This window comes from Pseudomonas cichorii (genome assembly GCF_015471405.1).
GTDB classification, from domain to species: domain Bacteria; phylum Pseudomonadota; class Gammaproteobacteria; order Pseudomonadales; family Pseudomonadaceae; genus Aquipseudomonas; species Aquipseudomonas serbiensis.
The window spans coordinates 337,503-359,806 of the sequence record NZ_BLVZ01000004.1 but is presented as its reverse complement, the minus strand read 5'-3'; the positions used below and the strand labels follow the sequence as shown (position 1 = coordinate 359,806).

23 protein-coding genes, 1 pseudogene and 1 CRISPR repeat array are annotated in these 22,304 nt (G+C 57.1%); of the genes and pseudogenes, 10 read left to right on the top strand and 14 right to left on the bottom strand.

The genetic code is table 11. The features are described 5' to 3' along the window. Window position 1 precedes the first annotated feature (1 nt). Together JL015_RS07775 and JL015_RS07770 are read left to right on the top strand one after the other, a co-directional pair. Window positions 2–1,000, top strand: coding sequence for a fimbrial protein (locus tag JL015_RS07775; RefSeq protein WP_201018024.1), 999 nt, complete (start codon window positions 2–4; stop codon window positions 998–1,000). 102 nt (window positions 1,001–1,102) lie between these two features. Beyond that, window positions 1,103–1,327 (top strand): hypothetical protein, encoded by a 225-nt coding sequence (locus tag JL015_RS07770; protein ID WP_201018023.1) that lies wholly within the window; start codon window positions 1,103–1,105, stop codon window positions 1,325–1,327. Between the two features lie 31 nt (window positions 1,328–1,358). On the opposite strand, the gene JL015_RS07765 is transcribed toward JL015_RS07770, so the two are convergent. The 4 genes from JL015_RS07765 to JL015_RS07750 form a co-directional block, all read right to left on the bottom strand. Then, a complete protein-coding gene (locus tag JL015_RS07765) occupies window positions 1,359–2,111 on the bottom strand; it encodes a YkgJ family cysteine cluster protein (RefSeq protein ID WP_201018022.1) in 753 nt (250 codons plus the stop codon). A 101-nt stretch (window positions 2,112–2,212) separates the two neighbouring features. After that, a complete protein-coding gene (locus JL015_RS07760) occupies window positions 2,213–2,527 on the bottom strand; it encodes a hypothetical protein (protein WP_201018021.1) in 315 nt (104 codons plus the stop codon). Between the two features lie 44 nt (window positions 2,528–2,571). After that, window positions 2,572–3,033: a GNAT family N-acetyltransferase gene (locus JL015_RS07755; RefSeq protein ID WP_201018098.1), complete on the bottom strand. Its 462-nt coding sequence runs from the start codon at window positions 3,031–3,033 to the stop codon at window positions 2,572–2,574. Between the two features lie 65 nt (window positions 3,034–3,098). Beyond that, entirely contained in the window at window positions 3,099–3,998 is a 900-nt protein-coding gene (locus tag JL015_RS07750) for a chemotaxis protein (protein WP_201018020.1), read from the bottom strand. Between the two features lie 603 nt (window positions 3,999–4,601). Between JL015_RS07750 and JL015_RS07745 the strand changes: the two genes are divergently transcribed. The 6 genes from JL015_RS07745 (at window position 4,602) to cyoE (ending at window position 10,398) form a co-directional block, all read left to right on the top strand. Continuing rightward, window positions 4,602–5,111, top strand: coding sequence for a disulfide bond formation protein B (locus JL015_RS07745; protein WP_201005946.1), 510 nt, complete (start codon window positions 4,602–4,604; stop codon window positions 5,109–5,111). A 466-nt stretch (window positions 5,112–5,577) separates the two neighbouring features. After that, the gene (gene cyoA, locus JL015_RS07740; protein ID WP_201005945.1) at window positions 5,578–6,519 is read left to right on the top strand and encodes a ubiquinol oxidase subunit II; all 942 of its coding nucleotides are present in this window, start codon (window positions 5,578–5,580) and stop codon (window positions 6,517–6,519) included. 3 nt (window positions 6,520–6,522) lie between these two features. Then, complete coding sequence (cyoB, locus tag JL015_RS07735; RefSeq protein ID WP_201005943.1) at window positions 6,523–8,535, top strand: cytochrome o ubiquinol oxidase subunit I; 2,013 nt, start codon at window positions 6,523–6,525, stop codon at window positions 8,533–8,535. A 2-nt stretch (window positions 8,536–8,537) separates the two neighbouring features. After that, the gene (cyoC, locus tag JL015_RS07730; RefSeq protein WP_201005941.1) at window positions 8,538–9,167 is read left to right on the top strand and encodes a cytochrome o ubiquinol oxidase subunit III; all 630 of its coding nucleotides are present in this window, start codon (window positions 8,538–8,540) and stop codon (window positions 9,165–9,167) included. After that, complete coding sequence (cyoD, locus tag JL015_RS07725; protein ID WP_025258799.1) at window positions 9,168–9,500, top strand: cytochrome o ubiquinol oxidase subunit IV; 333 nt, start codon at window positions 9,168–9,170, stop codon at window positions 9,498–9,500. Between the two features lie 10 nt (window positions 9,501–9,510). Next, the gene (cyoE, locus tag JL015_RS07720) at window positions 9,511–10,398 is read left to right on the top strand and encodes a heme o synthase (RefSeq protein WP_201005939.1); all 888 of its coding nucleotides are present in this window, start codon (window positions 9,511–9,513) and stop codon (window positions 10,396–10,398) included. Between the two features lie 64 nt (window positions 10,399–10,462). Here cyoE and JL015_RS07715 read toward each other — a convergent pair whose 3' ends face one another. Further along, a complete protein-coding gene (locus JL015_RS07715) occupies window positions 10,463–10,687 on the bottom strand; it encodes a hypothetical protein (protein ID WP_201018019.1) in 225 nt (74 codons plus the stop codon). A 282-nt stretch (window positions 10,688–10,969) separates the two neighbouring features. Here JL015_RS07715 and JL015_RS07710 point away from each other — a divergent pair, with 282 nt between their 5' ends. Continuing rightward, window positions 10,970–11,989, top strand: a complete 1,020-nt coding sequence (locus JL015_RS07710; RefSeq protein ID WP_201018018.1) for a branched-chain amino acid aminotransferase — start codon at window positions 10,970–10,972, stop codon at window positions 11,987–11,989. A gap of 58 nt (window positions 11,990–12,047) precedes the next feature. Here the strand turns inward: JL015_RS07710 and JL015_RS07705 are convergent, their stop codons facing one another. The 4 genes and pseudogenes from JL015_RS07705 to JL015_RS07695 form a co-directional block, all read right to left on the bottom strand. Continuing rightward, the gene (locus JL015_RS07705; RefSeq protein WP_201018017.1) at window positions 12,048–13,010 is read right to left on the bottom strand and encodes an ATPase; all 963 of its coding nucleotides are present in this window, start codon (window positions 13,008–13,010) and stop codon (window positions 12,048–12,050) included. A gap of 118 nt (window positions 13,011–13,128) precedes the next feature. Next, complete coding sequence (locus JL015_RS28055) at window positions 13,129–14,271, bottom strand: methyl-accepting chemotaxis protein (protein WP_445177105.1); 1,143 nt, start codon at window positions 14,269–14,271, stop codon at window positions 13,129–13,131. Next, window positions 14,245–14,784 (bottom strand): annotated as a pseudogene (locus tag JL015_RS28050) (MCP four helix bundle domain-containing protein); the annotation flags it as partial. The gene JL015_RS28055 and the pseudogene JL015_RS28050, both read right to left, overlap by 27 nt. Before the next feature lie 108 nt (window positions 14,785–14,892). Then, on the bottom strand, window positions 14,893–15,681 hold the full coding sequence (locus JL015_RS07695; protein WP_201018015.1) for a transporter substrate-binding domain-containing protein: 789 nt from the start codon (window positions 15,679–15,681) through the stop codon (window positions 14,893–14,895). A gap of 162 nt (window positions 15,682–15,843) precedes the next feature. Here JL015_RS07695 and JL015_RS07690 point away from each other — a divergent pair, with 162 nt between their 5' ends. After that, window positions 15,844–16,854, top strand: a complete 1,011-nt coding sequence (locus JL015_RS07690) for a zinc-dependent alcohol dehydrogenase family protein (RefSeq protein ID WP_201018014.1) — start codon at window positions 15,844–15,846, stop codon at window positions 16,852–16,854. An 11-nt stretch (window positions 16,855–16,865) separates the two neighbouring features. On the opposite strand, the gene JL015_RS07685 is transcribed toward JL015_RS07690, so the two are convergent. The 5 genes from JL015_RS07685 to csy1 all read right to left on the bottom strand — a co-directional run bounded on the left by JL015_RS07685 (window position 16,866) and on the right by csy1 (window position 22,231). Further along, the gene (locus JL015_RS07685) at window positions 16,866–17,525 is read right to left on the bottom strand and encodes a hypothetical protein (protein WP_201005926.1); all 660 of its coding nucleotides are present in this window, start codon (window positions 17,523–17,525) and stop codon (window positions 16,866–16,868) included. Window positions 17,526–17,911: 386 nt separating this feature from the next. Next, window positions 17,912–18,240: a CRISPR direct-repeat array (repeat unit 28 nt; unit sequence CTTCACTGCCGAATAGGCAGCTCAGAAA). A gap of 58 nt (window positions 18,241–18,298) precedes the next feature. Next, the gene (gene cas6f / locus JL015_RS07680) at window positions 18,299–18,862 is read right to left on the bottom strand and encodes a type I-F CRISPR-associated endoribonuclease Cas6/Csy4 (RefSeq protein WP_201018013.1); all 564 of its coding nucleotides are present in this window, start codon (window positions 18,860–18,862) and stop codon (window positions 18,299–18,301) included. Between the two features lie 3 nt (window positions 18,863–18,865). Further along, a complete protein-coding gene (gene csy3, locus JL015_RS07675; RefSeq protein WP_201018012.1) occupies window positions 18,866–19,876 on the bottom strand; it encodes a type I-F CRISPR-associated protein Csy3 in 1,011 nt (336 codons plus the stop codon). Window positions 19,877–19,908: 32 nt separating this feature from the next. Continuing rightward, entirely contained in the window at window positions 19,909–20,892 is a 984-nt protein-coding gene (csy2, locus tag JL015_RS07670; protein ID WP_201018011.1) for a type I-F CRISPR-associated protein Csy2, read from the bottom strand. Beyond that, a complete protein-coding gene (csy1, locus tag JL015_RS07665; RefSeq protein WP_201018010.1) occupies window positions 20,885–22,231 on the bottom strand; it encodes a type I-F CRISPR-associated protein Csy1 in 1,347 nt (448 codons plus the stop codon). Before csy1 ends, csy2 begins: the two co-directional genes overlap by 8 nt. Window positions 22,232–22,304: the final 73 nt, after the last annotated feature.

The following is a 22,304-nucleotide window of genomic DNA, read 5'->3' as shown; positions in this document are numbered from 1 at the left end:
CATGACCTGTTTCCCTGCCAATCGCTGGTTGAAAACCCTCGTTCTTTCAGTGGCACTGAGCCCGGCCACCGGTTTTGCTCTGGTGTGCAAGACACAGGGGACGGGTGAGTCCGCCATTCATGGTGACTTGAGCAGCACGGTCGCCATACCTGCCTCGGTCCCCGATGGGGACGTGGTATGGCGTTCCGAGCGGCTGAACATTCAGGTCGAATGCGCTCGGGAAGGGCAGCAGTCCGTGCAGCAGGAAGTCTTCATCTACCTCAACCCGGACAATCGGGTGATCGGCCAGGGTATTCGGGCCGGTTTGACCCTCGATGGCGTGGACTACCTGCAAACCAGCGGGCGTATCAGTACCCGGCAGTACGTGCCGGTGTGCCATGAAGGGGATTCCAATATCGGCGCTTGTCCCAAGGTGCGTTTCAATATGGCGTTTTCGGTGTTCGTGCAAAAGCATGGGCCGACACCGCCTTCGGGAGTGGCCAGCGACCTGCTGGATTACCGGATGTTCCAGCTTGACGATGCTGCTGGCCTGGACCCGGTGCCGGGCCGCAGCCTGAGTTATGTCATCAACAACCTGTCGGGTTTGCGTTTCATTGCCTGTGAGGCCCAGTTGCAGGTCTTGCCCGAAACACTGGAGTTCGGTTCGCTGGGCATTCAGCGTGTAGAGGTCGGGAAGGTTTTTGCCAGGCGTCCGTTTTCGCTCCTGGCCAACCGCAGCTGTGAATCACCGTTCAGTCTCAATGCGCGTTTCAGGCCCGTGACGGGACGCCTGTCCGGCGATGTTCTGGTGCCGGGCAACAACAATTCATTGGGCATTCGCATCGTGAGCGAACGGACTAATGCGCCACTGCGTTATAACGAGCTGTTTCATCTGGCCGATCTGCTGGGTGAAAACCAGGCGGCGAGGGTGGACTTCAATGCCGAGCTGCTTTGGCAGACTACCCGACCCAAGGCCGGGCCGTTCGAGGCAGAGGTCATGGTGGATCTGTTCTACAAATGATGACGACGCACGGCTGATGTCTGGCCGGGCAAGCGTTCAGCGATTGAGGTATGCTGCGCGCCCACGGGCATGTGCCCGGCCATTTCGACTTTTGGTGTCGCCATGACAACCCCTGAACAAACACCAGCTCCAGAAGCCGTCACCGACTCAGTGCCGGAGACTGACAAGAAACCCGCGATTGCACCGTTCAGCTTTCCGTTCAAGCCTTCTGAATTCGCTCAAGCCAAGAAAGATCAGGCCTGGTATCAGAAAGCGGGCAAATCTTCGCACCACAAGACTCCCGGCGCTGCGCCTGCCGGAACCCGTCGTTCGATGGGCAAGCGCTGATTCGGGCGGCCTGCGTTCAGGCTGCCTGCACTCAGGTGGCTTGCAGGGGAATGAACATATAGGACAGCGGGTCGCGGGTTGTCACTTCGGCACCTGCCAGGCTCAGCGTGCTGATGACCTCTTGCCCGGCCACGTGAAATTCCCAGCCTGTATCACCCGCAACCAGCTCTGTGCCGTGAGTGACCTGTTCGATGGCGGCTGCAAAAGCCTGCATGTCCGGCAGGTAAGCCACAAACCCGTTGCCCTTGAGCGCCGTGGTGCGAATCCCCAATAGCTGGCAGATCGATTGTTTGGTAGCGATTTCATCCCTGTCGGCCTGACGTGATTGCTCGATCAGCGCCATCAGTTGGGTATCGACCAGCTTGTTGCCAACGATCAAGTCCGGACCCTGCTCCCAGGATTCCGGCGGGCAGTCCTTGGCTTCGGGGCGCAGTGGAATGTGCGGGTTGATCTCCATCGGATAGATACGGCACACCAGCGGGCGGCGTTCGTAGATGCGGCAGAGGTTTTCTGCGTCAAGATTCCGGCAACGACCGACGTTGTAAGCGGCAAAGGTGATCGCCACATAGGCTTGTGCAGAACCGCTGTTCACCACTGTCGAGCGGCGTGTGGCGTGGGTCAGTTGTGCTTCGGGCACACCGTAGCCATTACTCAGGAACGCCTCGGTCAGAATGATCACCGAACCGCCGTCAGCCGCCCATTGCGTGGCTTCGACCAGGGTCAGGGGAACATGGTGATCGGTGCAGCAGCCACCGCAACCTACGCAGGAAAACTGAGTGTTCATTGTTTCGGTAACCCGTTCAGAGTAGCTGCCGCGACTGCCAGCGAGTTGCTGTCATTCGCGGCCTGGACAGGTTGCAAAGCAAATTGTGCGCCAGCGCTGCTTCACTTGAGGGGGAGGCTGTCCCATTCGGTCACGCTGGCTTGCCGGTTTTTACGGCTGTACAGGCACAGCTCGGTGCCCTTGCGGTTGTTCATGTGTTTTTGGGGGTAGCGTCCTTGCAGGAGCAGGGCGCTGTAGCCAACCCGGTCATCGAACTGTGCGCTGGTGCCGACGGGTTTACTGCCCTTGAGCTGGCTGGCCTTGAGGCAGGCGTCGAGCATGGCCTTGTCCAGAGCATCCCATGCTTGCGGGGTGGCCGCATTGGCCTGGCAGGCGAGAGCCGAGAGGATTATCGGCAGTGCGAGGAATGGTTTCATGATCGACCTCCAGGGGCAGTGCTTCGGGCCTGGATTATGGCAGATCACTCCTGTTCGATTGCTGAGCGTCGGATGTAGGACATATCTGATTTTTCATACAGTCGCCGGGCCGATAGATTGTTCTCCATCACCAACAGGTCGACACATGCTTCGCCGCGTTGGCGCAAGTGCCCGAACAGATGAGTCAGCAGCGCCATCGCGACGCCTTTGCGGCGAGCCCGTGGGTGAACCACAAGATCCTTGATGAAGGCGCTGGTCCAGCAGGTAATCACACCGACCGGTCCTTGATCGTCCTGAGCGACGAAACACAGGTCGGTGTCGAACTCGGGGTCATGCTCGAAAGCCATTAGCCAGTGGCGATAGTCCGGCACGCTTCCGCTGCCACCCCGATAACCCAGGGTCAGCAGGCAATGGATGTCCGGGGCTTGATCAAGCGTAAAGGGCAGGGGGCGCACAGGCGCGGGCCAATGCTGCAAAGGCACTGGCTGCCCGAGATCCCGACGCATCAGCCAGCAATGTCGGGCTGATGCGTCGGTACTGGATGGGCCTGCTGGACGTGGCGGGTTGCGGGTCAGATATCCTGAGCCACGACCGAGTGTGCCGCCGTGATCAGACATTTGGTCAACTCGGGGGACGAGAACTTGGTCAGTACCGCATTGGCGCCTGCCAACTGAGCCTTTTCGCCATTCATCGCGCTGTCCAGAGAAGTGTGCAGCAGGATGTACAGCTTCTGGAAGTCCGGGGTTTCGCGCAGGGTCCGGGTCAGGGCATAGCCATCCATTTCGGACATTTCGATGTCTGAAACCACGATGTTGATTTGCGCCGGGGTGCCTTGCAGTTCAAGCAAGACATCGATGGCTTCCTTGGCGCTACGGGCTGTGTGGCACTCCAGACCAAGATTGCGCAAGGTGATGATCGATTGCTGCAGGGCGACCTGGCTGTCGTCGACGACCAGAATCCGGGCCTGGGACAGAACCATGACGTCTTCGGCAGGCAACTCGTCGGACTGGACAACGATTTGTGCCGGAGCGATGCCGTGAATCACTTTTTCGATATCCAGCACTTGTACCAGGACGCCATCGACCTGGGTCACGCCGGTGATGAACGAGCGGCCGCTCGAACCGAAAGGCGGAGGACGGATATCGGTGGTCAGGCAATGGACAATCTTGCTCACCGCCTGCACATGCAGACCCTGCTTGGAGCGGCTTACGTCGGTGACGATCAGGCACCCGCCATCGGGATCGGCCAGCGGACGCTCGCCGATGGCTCGGCTGAGATCGATCACCGACAGAGAGGCACCGCGCAGTGTCGCAACACCTTTGACGTGCGGATGGGATTCGGGCAGGTGAGTCAGGGGCGGGCAGGGGATGATTTCACTGACCTTGAGCAAGTTGATCGCCATCAGCTTGCCGCTGCGTAAAGTGAACAGCAGCAGCGAAAGTGAATCTGCTCGGACGTTGGTGGGTGACATAAAAACCTTCTGGCTATAGGTGTTCGTCGCTACAGGGCGCAAAACAACTTTCAGTGACAGGTTATCGACATGCGACAGGCTGGCTTTAGGCTAACTGGCCGCAGCGTTGAAGGCCTGTGTGTTCAGTCACTCTTCTTGAAAAGTGATTTTCACTTCGTGCAGGATTGTTTTCGGCCGCAAGAGCCGGGGTCGCAATACTGGCAGTTTGATTTGTTTGACGTCAAACGGTTGATTGCGTCACAGAACGAAAGAGAATTACCGATTGTGTCTTTCAGGAGCCGGTGGCTGTGTCCCGGGATTGCCCTGCGGTAAACTGTCGCACTTCGGCTTGCAGAGGGTCGGGTGCGACAAAAAGACGCATCCTTCTATATATAAGGAAGAGATCTGTTTTTTCACCTCGGTCCTCCACTTCCTCTTTCGGCCCTCGGGAACCATCCGGTTGGTAAATACATCCGTATGGCGGGTGGGTGCTTGAGTTGGCGGAGACGAGAGATGAATATCGCGCACGCCCCGACAGAGGGTGTTTACACTCGCGGGTCAGCCCTCCTGCAAGTGCCAGTGCTGGCCCTGCGCACCTGCACACCATTTCGATAAGGTATGTGAATGAGCGACAACACGTTGTACCTGAGGCGTGAAAAGCGTTTTCTGGTCTTGCTGGGAATTATCTGCCTGTCCCTGATCGGTGGCGCCCTGTACATGCAGATCGTGCTGGGCGAGGCGCCTTGCCCGCTGTGCATCCTGCAACGCTATGCATTGCTGTTCATCGCCATCTTCGCTTTCATCGGCGCGGCCATGCCGGGCCGCCGCAGCATCACGGTGCTGGAAACCCTGGTGACCTTCAGCGCCCTGGGCGGTATCGCAGCAGCCGGTCACCATGTCTACACCCTGGCGTATCCGGCCGTCAGCTGCGGCATCGACACCCTGCAACCTATCGTCGACGGCCTGCCTCTGGCATCGCTTTTCCCGCTGGTATTTCAGGTCAGTGGTTTCTGCTCCACTCCCTATCCGCCCGTCATGGGGTTGTCATTGGCTCAGTGGGCTCTGATAGCATTCGTTCTGACGGCCGTTCTGGTCCCGGCAGGGGTCATTCGTAACCGCCGTAGACCTTACTGATCACAAGGGCTTTGGTGGAAAAATGCCTCGTTTTGACGAGGCATTTTTTCTGGTTATGAAGATCAATGATTTGCGATTGTTGCAAGTTTTGATATTAACTGTTACAAAATTAGGCATAGTCAATAAAAATTTACATATCTACAATCGCCAGCACTCATCGTCCAGCCAGGCTTGGCGATCAGAAATTTTGAGGCTCGGAGCGCCCTGTGCAGGCTAAACAGGCAGCGCAATGCTTGCCTCTGAGCGCGCAGGAATGACCGCGTGCAAGGCGATTGAACTGCGAAAGCGGGGCAGTTTCCGGCGACTCAGAATAAGAATTCATAGCTAAACCCCCGGATTTGTCGTTTCGCAACAGAGCGTTCCGGCAGGTCCTTGTTCAATTTAAAAAAGATGCCGGCACTGGCAGGGTAAAGTGTTGGCGGTCGAAACCCACTGCACCGCGCAAGCTGCTTTTAGAGGTCGTGAGATGAGTAAAAAAAGGTACCCCAGGTTTTTTGGCTACTTGGCCCTGTTCAGCATGCTGTTGCTCAGCGGCTGTGACGGCGTCCCTCTGCTCGATCCGAAAGGGCAGGTGGGTATCGAGCAGCGGAACCTGATCATCATCGCCACGTTGCTGATGCTGATCGTGGTCATCCCGGTCATCGTCCTGACCTTCGTCTTCGCCTGGAAGTATCGCGCCTCCAACAAGGCTGCCAAGTACACGCCAGACTGGTCGCACTCGACCAAGATCGAAGTCGCGGTCTGGGGTATCCCCATGATCCTGCTGGTCTTCCTGGGCTACTTCACCTACATCTCCACTCACTCGCTGGACCCGTACCGTCCGCTTGAGTCAGACGTCAAGCCTGTGACCATCCAGGTTGTCGCACTCGACTGGAAATGGGTGTTCATCTATCCGGAACAAGGCATCGCCACGGTCAACAAGATCGTCTTCCCTGCCAATACCCCGATCAATTTCCAGGTTACATCCGACTCTGTAATGAACTCGTTCTTCATTCCAGGCCTGGGTGGCCAGATCTACGCAATGGCTGGCATGCACACCAAGCTGCATCTGATCGCCAATGAAAACCACGAGTTCAACGGTATCTCGGCCAACTACAGTGGCGCGGGTTTCACCGGCATGAAATTCAAGGCTATCGCCACCAGCCAGGCTGATTTCGATGCCTGGATCAACGAAGTCAAGAGTTCACCTAAACAGCTTGGTGCTGCTGAATACGCTGAACTGGCCAAACCTAGCGAACGCAATCCCGTCGAACTTTATTCCACGGTTACTCCGAACCTGTTCCAGATCATCATCGACAAGTATGAAGGTATGAATCCAGGCAAGAAGGTTATCCCTGGTGAGAAGGAAGTTGCCGGTACCGAAGGTGCGGAAAAGGGCAAAAATTCAGCTGCTGGGGCAGAGGAGTAAACGATGTTAGGTAAATTAAGTTGGGAATCGGTACCCTTCCACGAGCCGATAGTCATGGTGACCCTTGCCATGATCGCGCTCGGTGGTCTGGGCGTTGTCGGGGCAATCACTTACTTCAAGAAGTGGTCTTACCTGTGGACCGAGTGGCTGACGTCCGTCGACCACAAGAAAATCGGCGTGATGTACATCATCGTTGCCATGATCATGCTGCTGCGCGGTTTTGCCGACGCAATCATGATGCGTGCCCAGCTGGCCATGGCCCAGAATGGCGCCGAAGGCTTCCTGCCGCCTGAACACTATGACCAGATCTTCACCGCTCACGGTGTGATCATGATCATCTTCATGGCGATGCCGTTCTTCACCGGTCTGATGAACATCGTTCTGCCACTGCAGATCGGTGCTCGTGACGTAGCCTTCCCGTTCCTGAACTCCCTCAGCTTCTGGCTGCTGGTATCGGGCATGCTGCTGATCAACATCTCCCTGGGTGTCGGCGAGTTCGCCAAGACCGGCTGGGTTGCGTATCCGCCGTTGTCGGGTCTGCAATACAGTCCTGGAGTAGGTGTTGACTACTACATCTGGGCGCTACAGCTATCCGGGCTAGGTACGACCCTTACGGGCGTCAACTTCCTGGTGACCGTGCTGAAGATGCGTACCCCTGGCATGAAACTGATGGACATGCCGATCTTCACCTGGACCTGCACCTGGGCAAACATCCTGATCGTGGCTTCGTTCCCGATCCTGACCGCTACCCTGGCGTTGCTGACCCTTGACCGTTACCTGGACTTCCACATCTTCACGAACGAAATGGGCGGTAACCCCATGATGTACGTGAACCTGTTCTGGGCATGGGGTCACCCTGAGGTTTACATCCTGATTCTGCCTGCGTTCGGTGTCTTCTCCGAAGTCATCTCGACGTTCTCGGGCAAGCGTCTGTTCGGCCACAAGTCCATGATCTTCGCTTCCGGCGCGATCTGTGTACTGGGCTTCATGGTCTGGCTGCACCACTTCTTCACCATGGGTGCGGGTGCGAACGTCAACGCCTTCTTCGGTCTGGCGACGATGCTCATCGCGATACCGACGGGTGTGAAGCTATTCAACTGGCTGTTCACCATCTACCAGGGCCGCCTGCGCTTCACTGCGCCAGTACTCTGGACCCTGGGCTTCATGGTCACCTTCTCGATCGGCGGCATGACCGGCGTTCTGTTGGCGATTCCTGGTGCTGACTTCGTACTGCACAACAGCCTGTTCGTAATCGCTCACTTCCACAACGTCATCATCGGCGGTGCGGTATTCGGTTACATCGCCGGCTTCGCGTTCTGGTTCCCTAAAGCGTTCGGTTTCACCCTGAACGAGAAGTGGGGCAAGGCAGCGTTCTGGTTCTGGATCAGCGGTTTCTTCGTTGCATTCATGCCGCTGTACGCGCTGGGCTTCCTGGGTATGACCCGTCGCCTCAACGCTACCGACATGCCTGAGTGGAACATCTACCTGAACGTTGCTCTGTTCGGTGCGTTCCTGATCGCAGCCGGTATCGCTTCGCAGCTGATCCAGTTGTTCGTCAGTATCCGTGACCGCAACAAGAACCGCGATCTGACCGGTGACCCATGGAATGGCCACACGCTTGAGTGGTCCACTTCTTCGCCACCGCCGTTCTACAACTTTGCCGAGCTGCCTGAGGCAAAAGACATCGACGCATTCACGGATGCCAAGCGCGCAGGTACCGCCTACAAGGTTCCAGCTCACTACTCGGCTATCCACATGCCTAACAACACGGCCACCGGCCTGTACATGGGCCTGCTGTTGACCGTCTTCGGCTTCGCGTTCATCTGGCACATCTGGTGGCTGGTTGGCGTAAGTCTGGTAGCGACCATTGCTGTGTTCGTTGCTCACGCTGCACGTGACGATCAGGGCTACATGGTGCCTGCTGAAGATGTAGCGCGTATTGAAGGTGAGCATCACAAGGTCCTGGCGGCCAACGGTGCATACACTCCTGTCAAGTCCTCGCTGGAACAGGTTTAAACATGTCAAATATTGCTATCAACTCCGGAGCCCACGGTCATGACGCTCATGACCATGGGCATGACGATCACCACGACAGCGGTGGAATGACGGTCTACGGCTTCTGGCTGTACCTGATGACCGACTGCGTGTTGTTCGCATCGTTCTTCGCGGTCTACGCCGTGATGGTCAACAGTGTCGCGGGTGGCCCGTCGGGCCAGGACATCTTCCTGCTGCCTTTCGTGGCGGTCGAAACCGCGTTCCTGCTGATCAGTAGTATCACTTATGGCTTCGCCATGCTGGCGCTGTACAAAGGCAAGAAGAGTCAGGTCCTGGGCTGGTTGGCCCTGACCTTCCTCTGTGGTGCTGCCTTTATCGGTATGGAAATCTACGAGTTCCATCACCTGATCCACGAAGGCTACGGTCCTAGCCGCAGCGGCTTCCTGTCGGCGTTCTTCGCCCTGGTCGGCCTGCACGGTCTGCACGTAACCAGCGGTCTGATCTGGATGGGTATCATGATGTATCAGGTCCAGAAAAAGGGCCTGACCAACACCAACAAGACCCGCCTGAGCTGCCTGAGCCTGTTCTGGCACTTCCTGGACGTGGTCTGGATCGGTGTGTTCACTATCGTCTATCTGATGGGAGCCCTGTAAATGGCGAATTCACATCATCCAGCTGAAGACAATAGCCACGGTTCCGTGAAGTCCTACATCATCGGTTTCGTGCTGTCGATCATCCTGACCGCCATCCCGTTCGCCCTGGTCATGTCCCCGGTTCTGCCGAAAGACCTGACCATTGCGATCATCCTGGCCTTTGCGATCGTTCAGATCCTGGTGCATCTGCATTACTTCCTGCACCTGGACTTCACGAGTGCGCAACGTAACAACGTGCTGGCGTTTGCCTTCACCGCGTTGGTTATCGTTCTGCTGGTCGGCCTCTCGCTGTGGATCATTTTCAGTATCCATCGCGAAATGATGGCGCATTGAGGAATACCAGATGTCCCTGAAGCACTTTATCCAAATCACCAAGCCGGGGATCATTTTCGGTAACGTGCTTTCGGTGGCAGGTGGCTTTTTTCTGGCTTCCAAGGGGGATATCGATTTCATCGTGTTTCTTGCGGCGGTAATCGGTACCTCTCTGGTCGTAGCGTCAGGTTGCGTATTCAACAACTGCATCGATCGGGATATCGACCAGCGCATGGAGCGGACTCGCAACCGTGTGCTGGTGCAGGGTCTGGTGTCCATCAAGCTTGCACTGCTCTATGCCACGATTCTTGGCATCGTCGGTGTCAGCCTGCTGTACACCTATGCAAACCCGTTGGCTGCCTTGCTGGCAGTCATCGGTTTTGTGATTTACGTGGGCTTCTACAGCCTGTACTTCAAGCGTAAATCCGTGCATGGCACCCTGATAGGCAGCCTGTCGGGGGCCATGCCTCCGGTGATTGGCTACTGCGCAGTAAGCAACAGCTTCGACTTTGCTGCCTGGACGCTACTGGTGATGTTCAGCCTGTGGCAGATGCCGCATTCGTATGCGATCGCGATCTTCCGTTTCAACGACTATCGTGCAGCGAAAATTCCGGTATTGCCGGTCAAGCGCGGCATTCTGGTCACCAAGCGTCACATCCTGCTCTACATCCTGGCGTTCCTCGTGGCGACCCTGATGTTGACGTTCGGCGGTTACGCGGGTCTGAACTACCTCGCCGTTGCGGCGGGCATGGGCATGTACTGGTTGTACATGGCCTGGAAAGGCTACAAGGCTGCGGACGATACTGTCTGGGCCCGCAAGCTGTTCGTGTTCTCCATCTTCACCATCACTGCACTGAGCGTGATGATGTCGGTGGACTTTCAGGTGACCAAAGAGTTGCTGGTGACTTACGCCTTCTGACTTGCACCTGAGCCCGAAAATCAGAAACCCTGTTCCGAAAGGCACAGGGTTTTTTTTCGTCTGCTCATTTCACTTCGTCTTTTGTCACGTTGCCCGCCTTGAAGCGCTTGATGTCTTCAGGAGTGACAACCGCATTGTTTGTGGACGGCTGCTGGCTTCGGGGCTGTTGAGCCGTGGTGCTCTGGCTCGTTGTCGGCTTGCTTGAGTTGACAGGCTTGCTGTCAGCCGCACTGGCCACGCTGACGAGGCCGGTCAGGGTCAAGGCCAGCAGGATTTTTTCTACACCCATGGTTGTGCTCCGTCATTTCTGCGTGGGGGGTTGTAGTTTCGTTAGCTGAAGGTATAACAAAACAACGCTGAATGACTAAATGATCGCCAAGGAAAGGCAGTCATCGTTCACTAGATACTCAAGCTCCTGGTGGCCAGGGGCAAGAAAAATGACGGGGCTCTGGCAGCTACCGTTTCAAAACCCGCGGATTATGCTTATTTCAAGCCTCAGGGTCGAAATGATCTGGCAGAATACGGCATTGGCCTGACTCGTCCAGGCAGCGGCTAAATGATAGAGGGCGTTATGAGTCAAGAAAGCATTAACTGGGAAACCCTGGGTTTTGACTACATCAAAACCGACAAGCGCTACCTCTCTCACTGGCGTGACGGTGCCTGGGATGAAGGCTCGCTGACTGAAGACAACCTTCTGCATATCAGCGAAGGTTCTACCGCGCTTCATTACGGTCAGCAGTGCTTTGAGGGCCTGAAGGCCTATCGCTGCAAGGATGGCTCGATCAACCTGTTTCGTCCTGACCAGAACGCCCAGCGCATGCAGCGCAGCTGTTCGCGCCTGCTGATGCCCCATGTGCCGACCGAAGTCTTCATCGAGGCGTGCAAGAAGGTCGTCAAGGCCAACGAACGCTTCATCCCGCCTTATGGCTCGGGCGGTGCCCTGTACCTGCGTCCGTTCGTGATCGGCGTAGGCGACAACATCGGCGTGCGAAGCGCACCTGAATTCATCTTTTCGATCTTCTGCATTCCGGTCGGCGCCTATTTCAAGGGTGGCCTGAAGCCGAACAACTTCGTGATCTCCGGTTACGACCGTGCCGCACCGAACGGCACCGGCGCGGCCAAGGTGGGTGGCAACTATGCCGCCAGCCTGATGCCAGGCTCCGAAGCCAGAAAGCACAGCTTCGCTGACTGCATCTATCTGGACCCGCAGACTCACTCCAAGATCGAAGAGGTCGGTTCGGCCAACTTCTTCGCTATCACGGCCGACAACAAGTTCATCACACCCAAGTCGCCTTCGGTGCTGCCAGGTATTACACGCCTGTCGTTGATGGAACTGGCTCAAACCCGTCTGGGCCTGACCGTGGTGGAAGATGATGTGCTGATCGACAGGATCGGTGACTTCACGGAAGCTGGCGCCTGCGGCACGGCTGCTGTCATCACCCCGATCGGCGGCATTTCCTACAAGGAAAAACTGCACGTCTTCTATAGCGAAACAGACGTCGGCCCCGTGACCCGCAAGCTTTATGCTGAACTGACTGGCGTACAGTCCGGTGATGTTGAAGCGCCTGCTGGCTGGATCGTGAAGGTCTGATTTCCCCACGATCGATGCAGGAGCGAATTCATTCGCGAATGAATTCGCTCCTGCCCAATCACTCCTTCGCTGGCCCCAGCACAATCGCCAGATGCCGCAGGTCGTCGACTTCGACGCTGAAGCTTTTCCCCGATGGGCTTTTGACGACATTCCCCAGTGCATAAACCGTGAAGAACTTCACTTCATCGGCATGGCTCAACAGTTCGGTGATGTAGCGACTGGACCGATAAGCCTGCATCTGCGCCGGTGACACGTACAGCGTCACCAGCTTGGCTTCAAGACGGTCGAAGAACTTGAACTTGAACCCCAGACCATAACGTTCCACCAGCCCGCCGCCATACAGCACGCGGCCGTTGTCGCCTGTCTGCGCATATTTGATATGGCGAAAGTACGAGCGCAGGGACAACTCGCCCTGGCCGGGAATCCTCAAGGTCAGCAGTTTGAAATCATCGGGCGGCAGTTGCGCCTTGGCCTGGCGATAGCTGTCCACCAGACGTTCAAGATTATTGGTGCGTGTTTCACTGTAGCGCGGTGCTGCGGGCGTCGAAGCTTCTGCCGCTGGAGAGTCGTTCGTGGTCTGTGGTGCGCGAGGGCCGGACTTGTCTGCCCCGGCCTTTTCCTTGACCGGGTCTTTTATGACCGGATCGAAGACATCGATGTAGTCATCGAGCTTGCGCTTGGCCTTGCGGATACGGGCCTGTGGATCGGTCTCTTCAACCTCGGGTTCTTCCCTGGCTTGCCGGGCGTCTTCCTCGACCCACTCGCAGGTGGCGTGATGCTCGTAATGCGGGTTGGCGCGAAAGTGTGCGGCCACGAAGGTCGGGTTGTCCTGAGGCTTTACGTCATACCTGACGCCTGTCACCTTCGCACCCAGCGCACGGCAGGCTTCACTTGAGCACAGAAAATCGAATCGCGAGCGCGGTGGCTCCTGAGAGAAGTACTCGCGGCGGGCGGCGGTAATGGACAGTTCCTGCTGCAACTCGACACAGAACGCACGAGTGATGGTTTTGCTGGGTTTCATGCGTCTTTCCTTGATCGTCCAAGGCAATACGCTATTTCAGGACGGACTGGCTTTCAACCGAATGTTTGGCTGGAAGACACTCTTTGCGCTGCTGGCAGCGCAAAGAGTGTGTCTTGGGTCAGGACAGGCGGAAACGTCCGACGATGCCGCTCAGATCCACAGCCAGTCGTGACAGCTCGCGGCTGGCCGTACTGGTTTGCTGTGCGCCGGAAGAAGACTGCGCCGACAGGTCGCGGATGTTCACCAGGTTACGGTCAACTTCCCGCGCAACGTGCGCCTGCTCCTGTGCAGCGCTGGCGATCACCAGGTTGAGATCGTTGATCTCGCTCACTGCCGCATTGATCTTGCTCAGCGCCTCGTTGGCACCTTCGGCGATGCCCAGCGTTTCGCTGGCCAGTTCGGTATTGCCGCGCATGGAACCTACCGCGCGTTCAGTGCCGCTCTGGATGTTGGTGACCAGACGTTCGATTTCGCTGGTCGATTGCTGTGTACGGTGGGCCAGGGCGCGGACTTCGTCGGCAACCACGGCAAAACCACGGCCGGCTTCACCCGCACGTGCTGCTTCGATGGCGGCGTTCAGTGCCAGCAGGTTGGTCTGCTCCGCCAGGCCCCGAATCACGTCCAGCACCTTGCCGATATCACGAGACTGATCTGCCAGCTCGCCGATCAGGCTGGCTGTCTTCTGTACATCATTGCTCATGGTGTCGATGGCGCTGACCGTCTTTTTGACCAGCCCGAGCCCGTCCTGCGCAGCACCTGTCGCACTGCTGGAAGAGCGTGCCGTGTTCTCGGCATTGCGGGCCACTTCTTCCACTGCGCTGGTCATTTGATTGACTGCCGTGGCGGCCTGATCGATCTCGTTATTCTGTTTGTGCAGCCCCTTGACGCCATCTTCGGTAATGGCGGTCATTTCCTCGGCTGCCGAGGCGAGCTGGTTTGCCGAGCTGGAGATCTGCTGCAATGTCTCGCGAAGCTGCGCCTGCATGGCACCGACGGCAGCCACCACGCTGGACTTGTCATTGCTCGCAACGTTGATGGTGCTGCTCAAGTCCCCCTTGGCGATGGTGCGGGTGATACCAGCCACCATGTCGGGTTCTCCACCAATGGCGCCGAGAATGCTGCGAGTCGTCAGCAGCGTCGCGATGACACCCAGCAGAGCAATGACCAGCGTCGCGCCAATTGCCAGGCTATTGGCCTTGCTGGCGCTCGCTTCCTGCGCCTCGAAGCGTTTGCCGGCCTGTTGCTTGCCTTGCTCGCGCAGGGTTTGCAGTGTCTTGAAGACCTGCTCCGCGAAAGGCTTGACCTCGGTGCGGTTGATATTGGTCGCGCCGGCAATGTCGCCGGTCTGGATCACGCTGGTCTGATGGCGCATGCCGTCACGCAACTTCGCATAGTCACGCTGCAATTGCTGGGTCAGTTGGGCATCCAGAGTGCCAGTCGTTTCCTGGCTCAACTGACTCGTCAGCTTGTCCAGTTGAGTGAAGGCGTTTTCGTTCTCGGTTTTCCAGACGGCGGTCTGCTCCGGGTTGCCAATTGCGATCATGCGCAGAATGTTGATGTCCACCCGAGTGAGGGTGCCATCAATATTGTTCACGGTCTCTGTCGCCAGAAAGTCGCGGTTATAGAGCGCATCGACGTTTTCGGTCGAGGTCTTGAGCGTCTGGATCATGAAAACCGACAAGACGAAAAACGCAACGATGATCGCGAAGGTCGAGAACATCAAACGCTGTTTTACGGTGAGGCCGGTTCTGGTGGCGACTTGAGCGTGTGCCATGACTTTCCCCTTGATGGAGCGTGTTGCGCAGATTGGAGATGCCGCGCTCTGAAGGCGCGTTATCTTTTATCGGCGTGTAACTCCTGAGCTAAAGCCATGGCCTGGAGTTTATTGGCCCGGTACCGCCAACCACTCACTCAGCGCCTGCTGGTAGGCGCCTGTAGCTTTACTCAAGTGCAACCACTGGTCGACATAGCTTTTCCAGGCCACGTCATCCCGTGGCAGCAGATAGGCTTTTTCACCGTATTGCATGTAACGGGTCGGGTTGACCGAACACAGGCCCGGCATGCGCTTCTGCTGATAGAGCGCTTCGGAGGCATCGGTGATCATCACGTCGGCCTTCTTGTCCAGCAACTCCTGGAAGATGGTCTTGTTGTCGTGGAAGGCAATCGGAGCCTTGGGCAGATAGGCGCGGGCGAAAGCTTCATTGGTGCCACCGGCCGGTTCGATCAGACGTACGGACGGCTGGTTGATTTGCTCGATGGTCTGATACAGCGCCTGGTCCTCGCAGCGGACCAGCGGGATCTTGCCGTCGACATCCAGCGTGTTGCTGAAGAAAGCTTTCTTCTGGCGCTCCAGGGTGACGGAGATGCCGCCCATGCCGATGTCGCATTTGCCGGCGACCATGTCCGGCATCAGGGTCTTCCAGGTGGTGGGAACCCATGTCACCTTGACCCCCAGGCTTTTGGCCAGCGAGCGGGCCATGGTGATGTCGATGCCTTCGTACTCGCCGTCCTCGCGCAGGAAGGTGTAAGGCTTATAGTCGCCGGTGGTACACACTGACAGTTCACCGGCCTGAATCACCTTGTCCAGATGCGAGGCTGATTCCTGTGCCTGAGCCATGCCTGTCAGGCCCAGCAGAAGGGCGGCCGGTACGCTGTATTTCAGATTCATCATGGGGCTGGATACTCGCAGCGGTTTGATTGGTTTGGTCGGACGCGGCAGAGTGCTTCATTTGCCAGGGCGATGTGAAGCCGCAACAGAGCCATGCCCGTTCGTTGAACTAACGGGTAAGCATTTCGTCATTTCACAGGACGTTGAACAGACAGGAGATCGATCATGAGCAACACAACCATTTATGTACAGGCCGGTGGCGGTTACGAGCGCGTTATTGTCGGTGACAGCGAAGTGCTGGCGCCCAAGGCCGGGGAAATCACCGTGCGCCTGCATGCCAACTCCCTCAATTACCACGACTTCGCAGTGGTCAGCGGCATGTGGGGGCCTAGCGAGTCACGCATTCCCATGGCCGACGGCGCTGGCGTGGTCACGGCGGTGGGAGAGGGCGTCAGCGAGTTCAAGGCCGGGGATTCAGTCGTCAGCACCTTCTTCCCGGACTGGATCAGTGGTGAGCCACTGGTAGAAGGTTTTGTCACGGTGCCAGGCGATGGCATCGATGGCTATGCCCGCCAACAGGTCACGGCCCGCGCCACTTCCTTCACCCACGCCCCTATCGGCTACACCCATGCCGAAGCCTCGACCCTGACCACCGCTGGCCTGACCGCATGGCGTGCGTTGATGAGCGATGGCGGCCTGAAAGCAGGCGACACCGTATTGGTTCAGGGCACAGGCGGCGTTTCGATCTTCGCCCTGCAATTCGCCAAAATGGCCGGAGCAACGGTTATCGCCACATCCTCCAGTGACGAGAAACTGGAGCGTCTGCGCGAACTGGGCGCCGATCACCTGATCAACTATCGCAAGGACAGCAACTGGGGCAAGACAGCCCGCACCCTGACCGGTGGCCGTGGTGTCGATCACATCATCGAAGTCGGCGGTCCATCGACACTTGAGCAGTCCATGCAGGCGGCGCGTGTGGGCGGGCATATCTCGGTGATCGGCATTCTGACCGGCGTTGCCGGACAACTGGCAATCGTGCCGGCCCTGATCAAGCAATTGCGCCTGCAAGGCGTGCTGGTCGGCAGTCGCAGCCAGCAGCAGGACATGATCCGCGCGATCAACGCCACCGGTATCCGCCCGGTCATTGACCGCTCGTTCCCGCTGACCGATATCGTCGAAGCATTCCGCTATCAGGAAACCAACCGGCATTTCGGCAAGATCACGCTGGATATCTGATCGGTCCGGGCCTATGTGTAGGACTCTTCCAGCTCTGTGAGCTGTTCTTCGATCGTCGTCATGAGGGTTTCCCAATCGGCCTGGGTTCTTTGCCAGGCCTCACCCTCATGGGCATAGAGAAAATCCACGATGGAGTGGGTGATCTTGCCTTTGCCCACGGCCCCGAACGCTTCGGCACTTAGAGCCCGTGCCAGCATTTCGAGTTCGGCTGCATGGTTCAGCCAGCGCCAGTGACTCTTGATCACCACCTTGTCCAGCAGGATGCACTGTTTTTTGAACGCCCTCAGCGCCAGACCCAGCGGGCTGGCGCTGAGCAGCGAATCGATCTGGCGCGCATCGTTGCCGGCCTTTAGCTCGGCATCCGGGCCGAAGAACCACTCGTTGAACCCGATCTCGATCTCCCGGAACGCCACACTGGCATCCCAGATAACGCCAAGCGCCTTGTGCTGGCGCACATCCCGCTTCCAGGACCCATAAGCCTTGAACGTCACCCCCGCGATCCCGATGATCGCCAGAGCCTCGACCAGAGAAGAGGCCGAATAAATGACAAAATAGGCATCTGCTGTCCGAATCGGATGAGTACCGGAAGCCGCGCTGTAATAAGTCGCCGCAACCACCACCATCAGCGCAAAACAGGCACTGTAGAACCCGAAGGCATAAGGGTCTTTCATTATTATTCTTGTCCCCATCAGTCAAGGTGGCCAGAGCATCAACCGCTTAAATGATGGGTTTGAGGGTAGTCGAGAGTGGGGGTGTTTGCTGCTGAGAGATCTATCCCAAGAACACATAACCCCGTGGGAGGGGCCTTGGCCGCGACTTCAAGTTTCAGGCGCTGAAAATATGTTGTCTGGAAGCAGGTCGTCGCGGCCAAGGCCCCTCCCACTGGTGACATGTATGCCTTAAATGATCGGCATTACCCTTTCCTGACCCTCTTTTTTTCACCATAGGTTCATCCTTTAAAAATCAACGACTTACAAAGCTCGATAAAAAAAGGGGTAAAACGGCTGAAAACGCATATTTTTCTTTGAAAACGGAGGGTTATCGGGGAGAGTGTCTACTTCACTGCCGAATAGGCAGCTCAGAAATCCTGCTCAACCAAGGCATTGACGTTACCCCCCTTCACTGCCGAATAGGCAGCTCAGAAAATCACATCATCCAAGCACTTGCGCAACTCTGACTTCACTGCCGAATAGGCAGCTCAGAAAATCTGCTGTACCACCTCGCTTGGGCTTGGTCACTTCACTGCCGAATAGGCAGCTCAGAAAATTGCGGCGCCGCGGGCTGACGAGCCTCTATCCTTCACTGCCGAATAGGCAGCTCAGAAAAGATGCATCTCGGGAAGCTCCGAGCGCCTGCATCTTCACTGCCGAATAGGCAGCCCAAACCAAACCCCTCGCAGTTACATCACCTGCAAGGGGGGGGCGGTCCATTAGCCAAAAAATCATCAAAACCAGGGAACAGTCGCCGTAGCACTCAACCCATAGCTATTGAAGGTCCCCGGCTGGGCGTTGGCTTGTAGTGATCCATGCTGGATGAACAGCAGAAACGTCTGGCCACTGGTGCGGCTGCGAAGTTGGGTGAAGGGCAGATTGCAGCGTTTCGCGGCGCTGTCGGAGATGCGTTTTCGGGCTTGTTCTTCAGTGATGCCGTGGCGTTTTATCAGGCGCCGTCTTGTGCGTTCCGGGTTGCTGTCCACTTGCACGCGGCTGACGCGGCGATGCTGCGCATCAGCAGGCACCACGCTCAGTTCGCCTACCCGCACATGGTCGCGCATGCCCGTCAGCCAGCTCTGGGCCATCAGGGCATCCAGCGCTTGCACACTGCCATGTAAGCGCAGGCAGTCGCCCAGGCCGCTGGCCTTGCCTCCAAGAGCCGGGAAGCTGATGCCGATGTCATCGCGGCGCAGGTCATGCAAACCGCGATGCAGCTTGGACATCAGCGCGCTCATCAGTTGCGTGGCTGCAAACTCCGGATCGGGCAGTAATTGCAGGTCTAGGTAGTGATCCATGGCTTAGCCCGCCTCACCGAATACGCCGCCACGAATCAGGGTCGCGATGACGAAATGCTGCTGATCCAGCTCCGGCACCTTGTCCTTGAGCACCCAGCCGTCGAGCAGGGTGTAGAAGTTATCCTTGGCGCGATACGCCTTGCCCTGCGTGGTCACCGAGCCATAGGGTTCCACGGCAATCGGGCCGTTGATATCGGCTTCCTGATACCAGGTGTCGATGCTGCGAATGGCGTTGCCGATCTTTTGCGAGTGGATACCTGCGATAGCATCGACTTGATAGAGCGTTCTGCTTTTGGTGCTGCTGGAGCGATCCAGAATCAGCTCTTGGGAAGGAAAAACTTCCTGCCCTGAGCCGATACGCACATAAGCCGTCACGCCTAGCAGTACATGCTGTTTACCTGCCAGACCGCTGGCGATCAATTTCGTCAGTTCGCCCAGCGCCTTGGTGTTTTCAGCGTTGGTTTTGAAGTCCCGCAGAGATAGAGCCAGACCATCGAAATCCCATTTCGATGTAGCCTTGCCATCCACCAGATGAGTGACTTCCACCTCAACCTGTTCGGCACCGATGCGATTGCGCCACAGGAAGCGACCGTTGGCCAGATTGTGGGCATAGCGGCGTGCCAGTTCATCGAAGCCATTGCCGTCTAAGTAGCTTTTTACGGTAGCGAGCAGCTTGTCCCGATACTCGATGTTATTACAGGCCGAAGGCTGGCCGGTGCCGCTCAGGATGCGCAGAGTAAAGCTGACCCGCAGGGTGTCGGCGTCGTGGGGCAGAGCGGCCACATCTACCGTTTGCAGGTTGGGCTTTTCGATCACGGTATTCAGTTTGGCTGGGTCCAGGTCTTTGGTTTTCAGGCGGTTGGAAATGGTGCCACGTACCGATTTTTCACGAACTTCCACCGGCGTCCAGCTTTCGCGAGACTGCCAGTCGCCTGAATGAAACAGCGCATCGGAAGGATCGAGCTTGCGCTCGAAAGCCAGAACGGAAGCGGTCTTGAGGGTGTCTTTAGCCATGTTCAAATACCTTTTAGGAAGATGGTCAGCAGTCAGTCGAAGTCGTGCAAAACAACAGGGCGATAATCGTTGGCGCAGCGATAGAGGCCATCATTGGGTTGCGAATCGGCGTACCAGAGCAGGTGTTCTGGTTTGTGCAGGCGATGGGGGCTGATCCATTCACCGATGCCATACAGGCTTTCGACGAAACAGAACTCGGTTTGCCCATCGCGGGCGTTAGCCACCGAACCAGCGGCTAGCACATCACTCAACGCGCCATAGCCGACAGGAATGGGCACTATCCAGCCTTCGCCTTTTTTATCGTTGACCCACTCGGGCTTCTTGTCCTGATCCTGGTTGGCAACGCTGTGCCAGTTGATGCGTGATAACGACAGCCAGGCGTCGAGCGAGGATGCATCGGGATCGTTTTCCTTTAATGCGTCATGCCGCTTTTCGAGCAAATCCTGACGATCAACCAGCGCAAAGCCCGGCAGCAGGCGCAAGCGGATTTTGCTGAACAAATCTTGCCTGTCGCTCTCTTCTTTGGGCATGAGCGCCAAGAAAGGCTGCTGCTTGTAGGGCGGCGCACTGGACGGAACCACACTGCCGCCTGCAATACGCATTTGCGAAAGCTGATCGCGCACTTGTCTGGCGATCAATTGCGCAGCTTCGCTATCGGTCGGCAACGTGTCGCCTTGCACCCCGAATACAAGGCTGATCTCCATGTGCATCCGACCTTCTTCAACAATCGCGGCGGTGCTGCCGTCCTTGTTGACGGGGTTGCGTGTCAGGCGCAAGGCACTCACGTACTTGCTGTCGGTTGTCTGCTCTTCGTGATGATGCACAACGACGCCGACAGCTTTGAATTTCAGCTCCAGGCCTGCATCGTGGGTCTTGCGTTCGAGTGCCCACATCAGGCCCAGGAAGGCCGTCATCGACGGAAAACCGTGGGTCAGCGGGCTGGAAATGGAGTTGGCGTTCTGCACGCGAATACGTGGGATAACCAGCAGGTGAGTGAACGAGGGGCAGTCAGCCATTGGCGCTCTCCCGACCAGTGATCGGCATGAAAGAGTCAGCCTCAATGATTGCCTGTTTTGTCCAGTGTCTCAGCTCCACATCGCCGACAGGCAAACCTATATCGCGCAGGATCGCGTTCAGCCATTGGCCAAAGCGCTTGGCGACCTGATCGGGCCAGTCATTGCGCTCAAAGGCCGCGATAAATGCCTGATCCTCATCAAGATGATCGTCGCGCAAAGGCAGATCGATGCGGCCAGGGTCGAGCCAGAGTTGTTCGCATAACGGCAGTTCGCAGTCAGTGTGACGGCTCCAGCCCGGTTCTATCAGTTCGCGACTTGTAACGCCGAAGGCTGCCAGTGACTGGTTCAAGGCGTGTTCGATTTTCTTGCGGGCATTACGAGTTGGCAGCGTTTGGGGCGGGTCACTTTTCAGTAGCTTGCATAAAGCATCTATCTGTTCGCTCACGCCTTCAAAATGCTCAAAACGATCCAGTGCCGTTTCGATCTTGAGAAAGTCACGTAGTCTGTTTTGCTTCCATATAGGTGGTATTGAGGCCAGCAGATAATTCACCCCACCGCGCTCGCTGTTGAGCTGGCTGATGTTCTGCGGCTTGGTGCCCCCCAGCTTGCGGGTGACCAGATTACGGTAATCGCGGTATTGGCCATCGTGAAGCTGTTTATCTCGTCTGGCCTGCCGGGCTGCCTTGTTGGCTTCACCGAAGCGCGCATCGTTGATGTTCTGATGTACCGCATGGGCAAGGCTGCTGGCGAACAAGGGCTGCAAGAGATGAAAGCCCGAGTTGTCAGTCGGATCACCGGAAACGCTCCAGTAAACCTGCTTGGCCATGGTGTGAGAAGCCAGTGTAGAGGCTGATCGGATCAGGCCCTTGAATGCCGATGCCCACTCATGAGCAGTGGCTTCATCATCATTCAATGCATTGAGCAGGTCTGGATCATTGGCTTGCAGCCAGTCCAGCAGACGACGGCCTTCGACTTCTACCTTGAGAAATTTGTACACATCGAGAGCGGCAGCATTGCCAACGATATCGTCGGCATACACTCCGCCCAATACATGGCTGCCTACCTCGGCATGTTGATGCAGCGATTGCGGCACGACATGCAGGCTACTGCCCCGAGCATCGGGATGCGTGGCCTTGAGCACATGAGTCACTGCCTGAATCTGAGTGACCCGGCGAGCGGCATCGGCCAGCCAGGTGGCGTAATCATATTTGCCGGCAGCTTGATTACTGTCGCCCTCGTCACTGCCCTTGAGCTTTGCTTCTTTGCGCTCATTGATAAAGGCAGTGATGGCGGCACGAAAAAGGGTGGAGCGGGGCGAGGGCCTAGATCCTTCATCCATGTTCGGAACCTTTAAAAATCGACTTGGCGGATGCCAGTCCCATGACTGGTTTTGGGTAATTCTCTATCTGCAT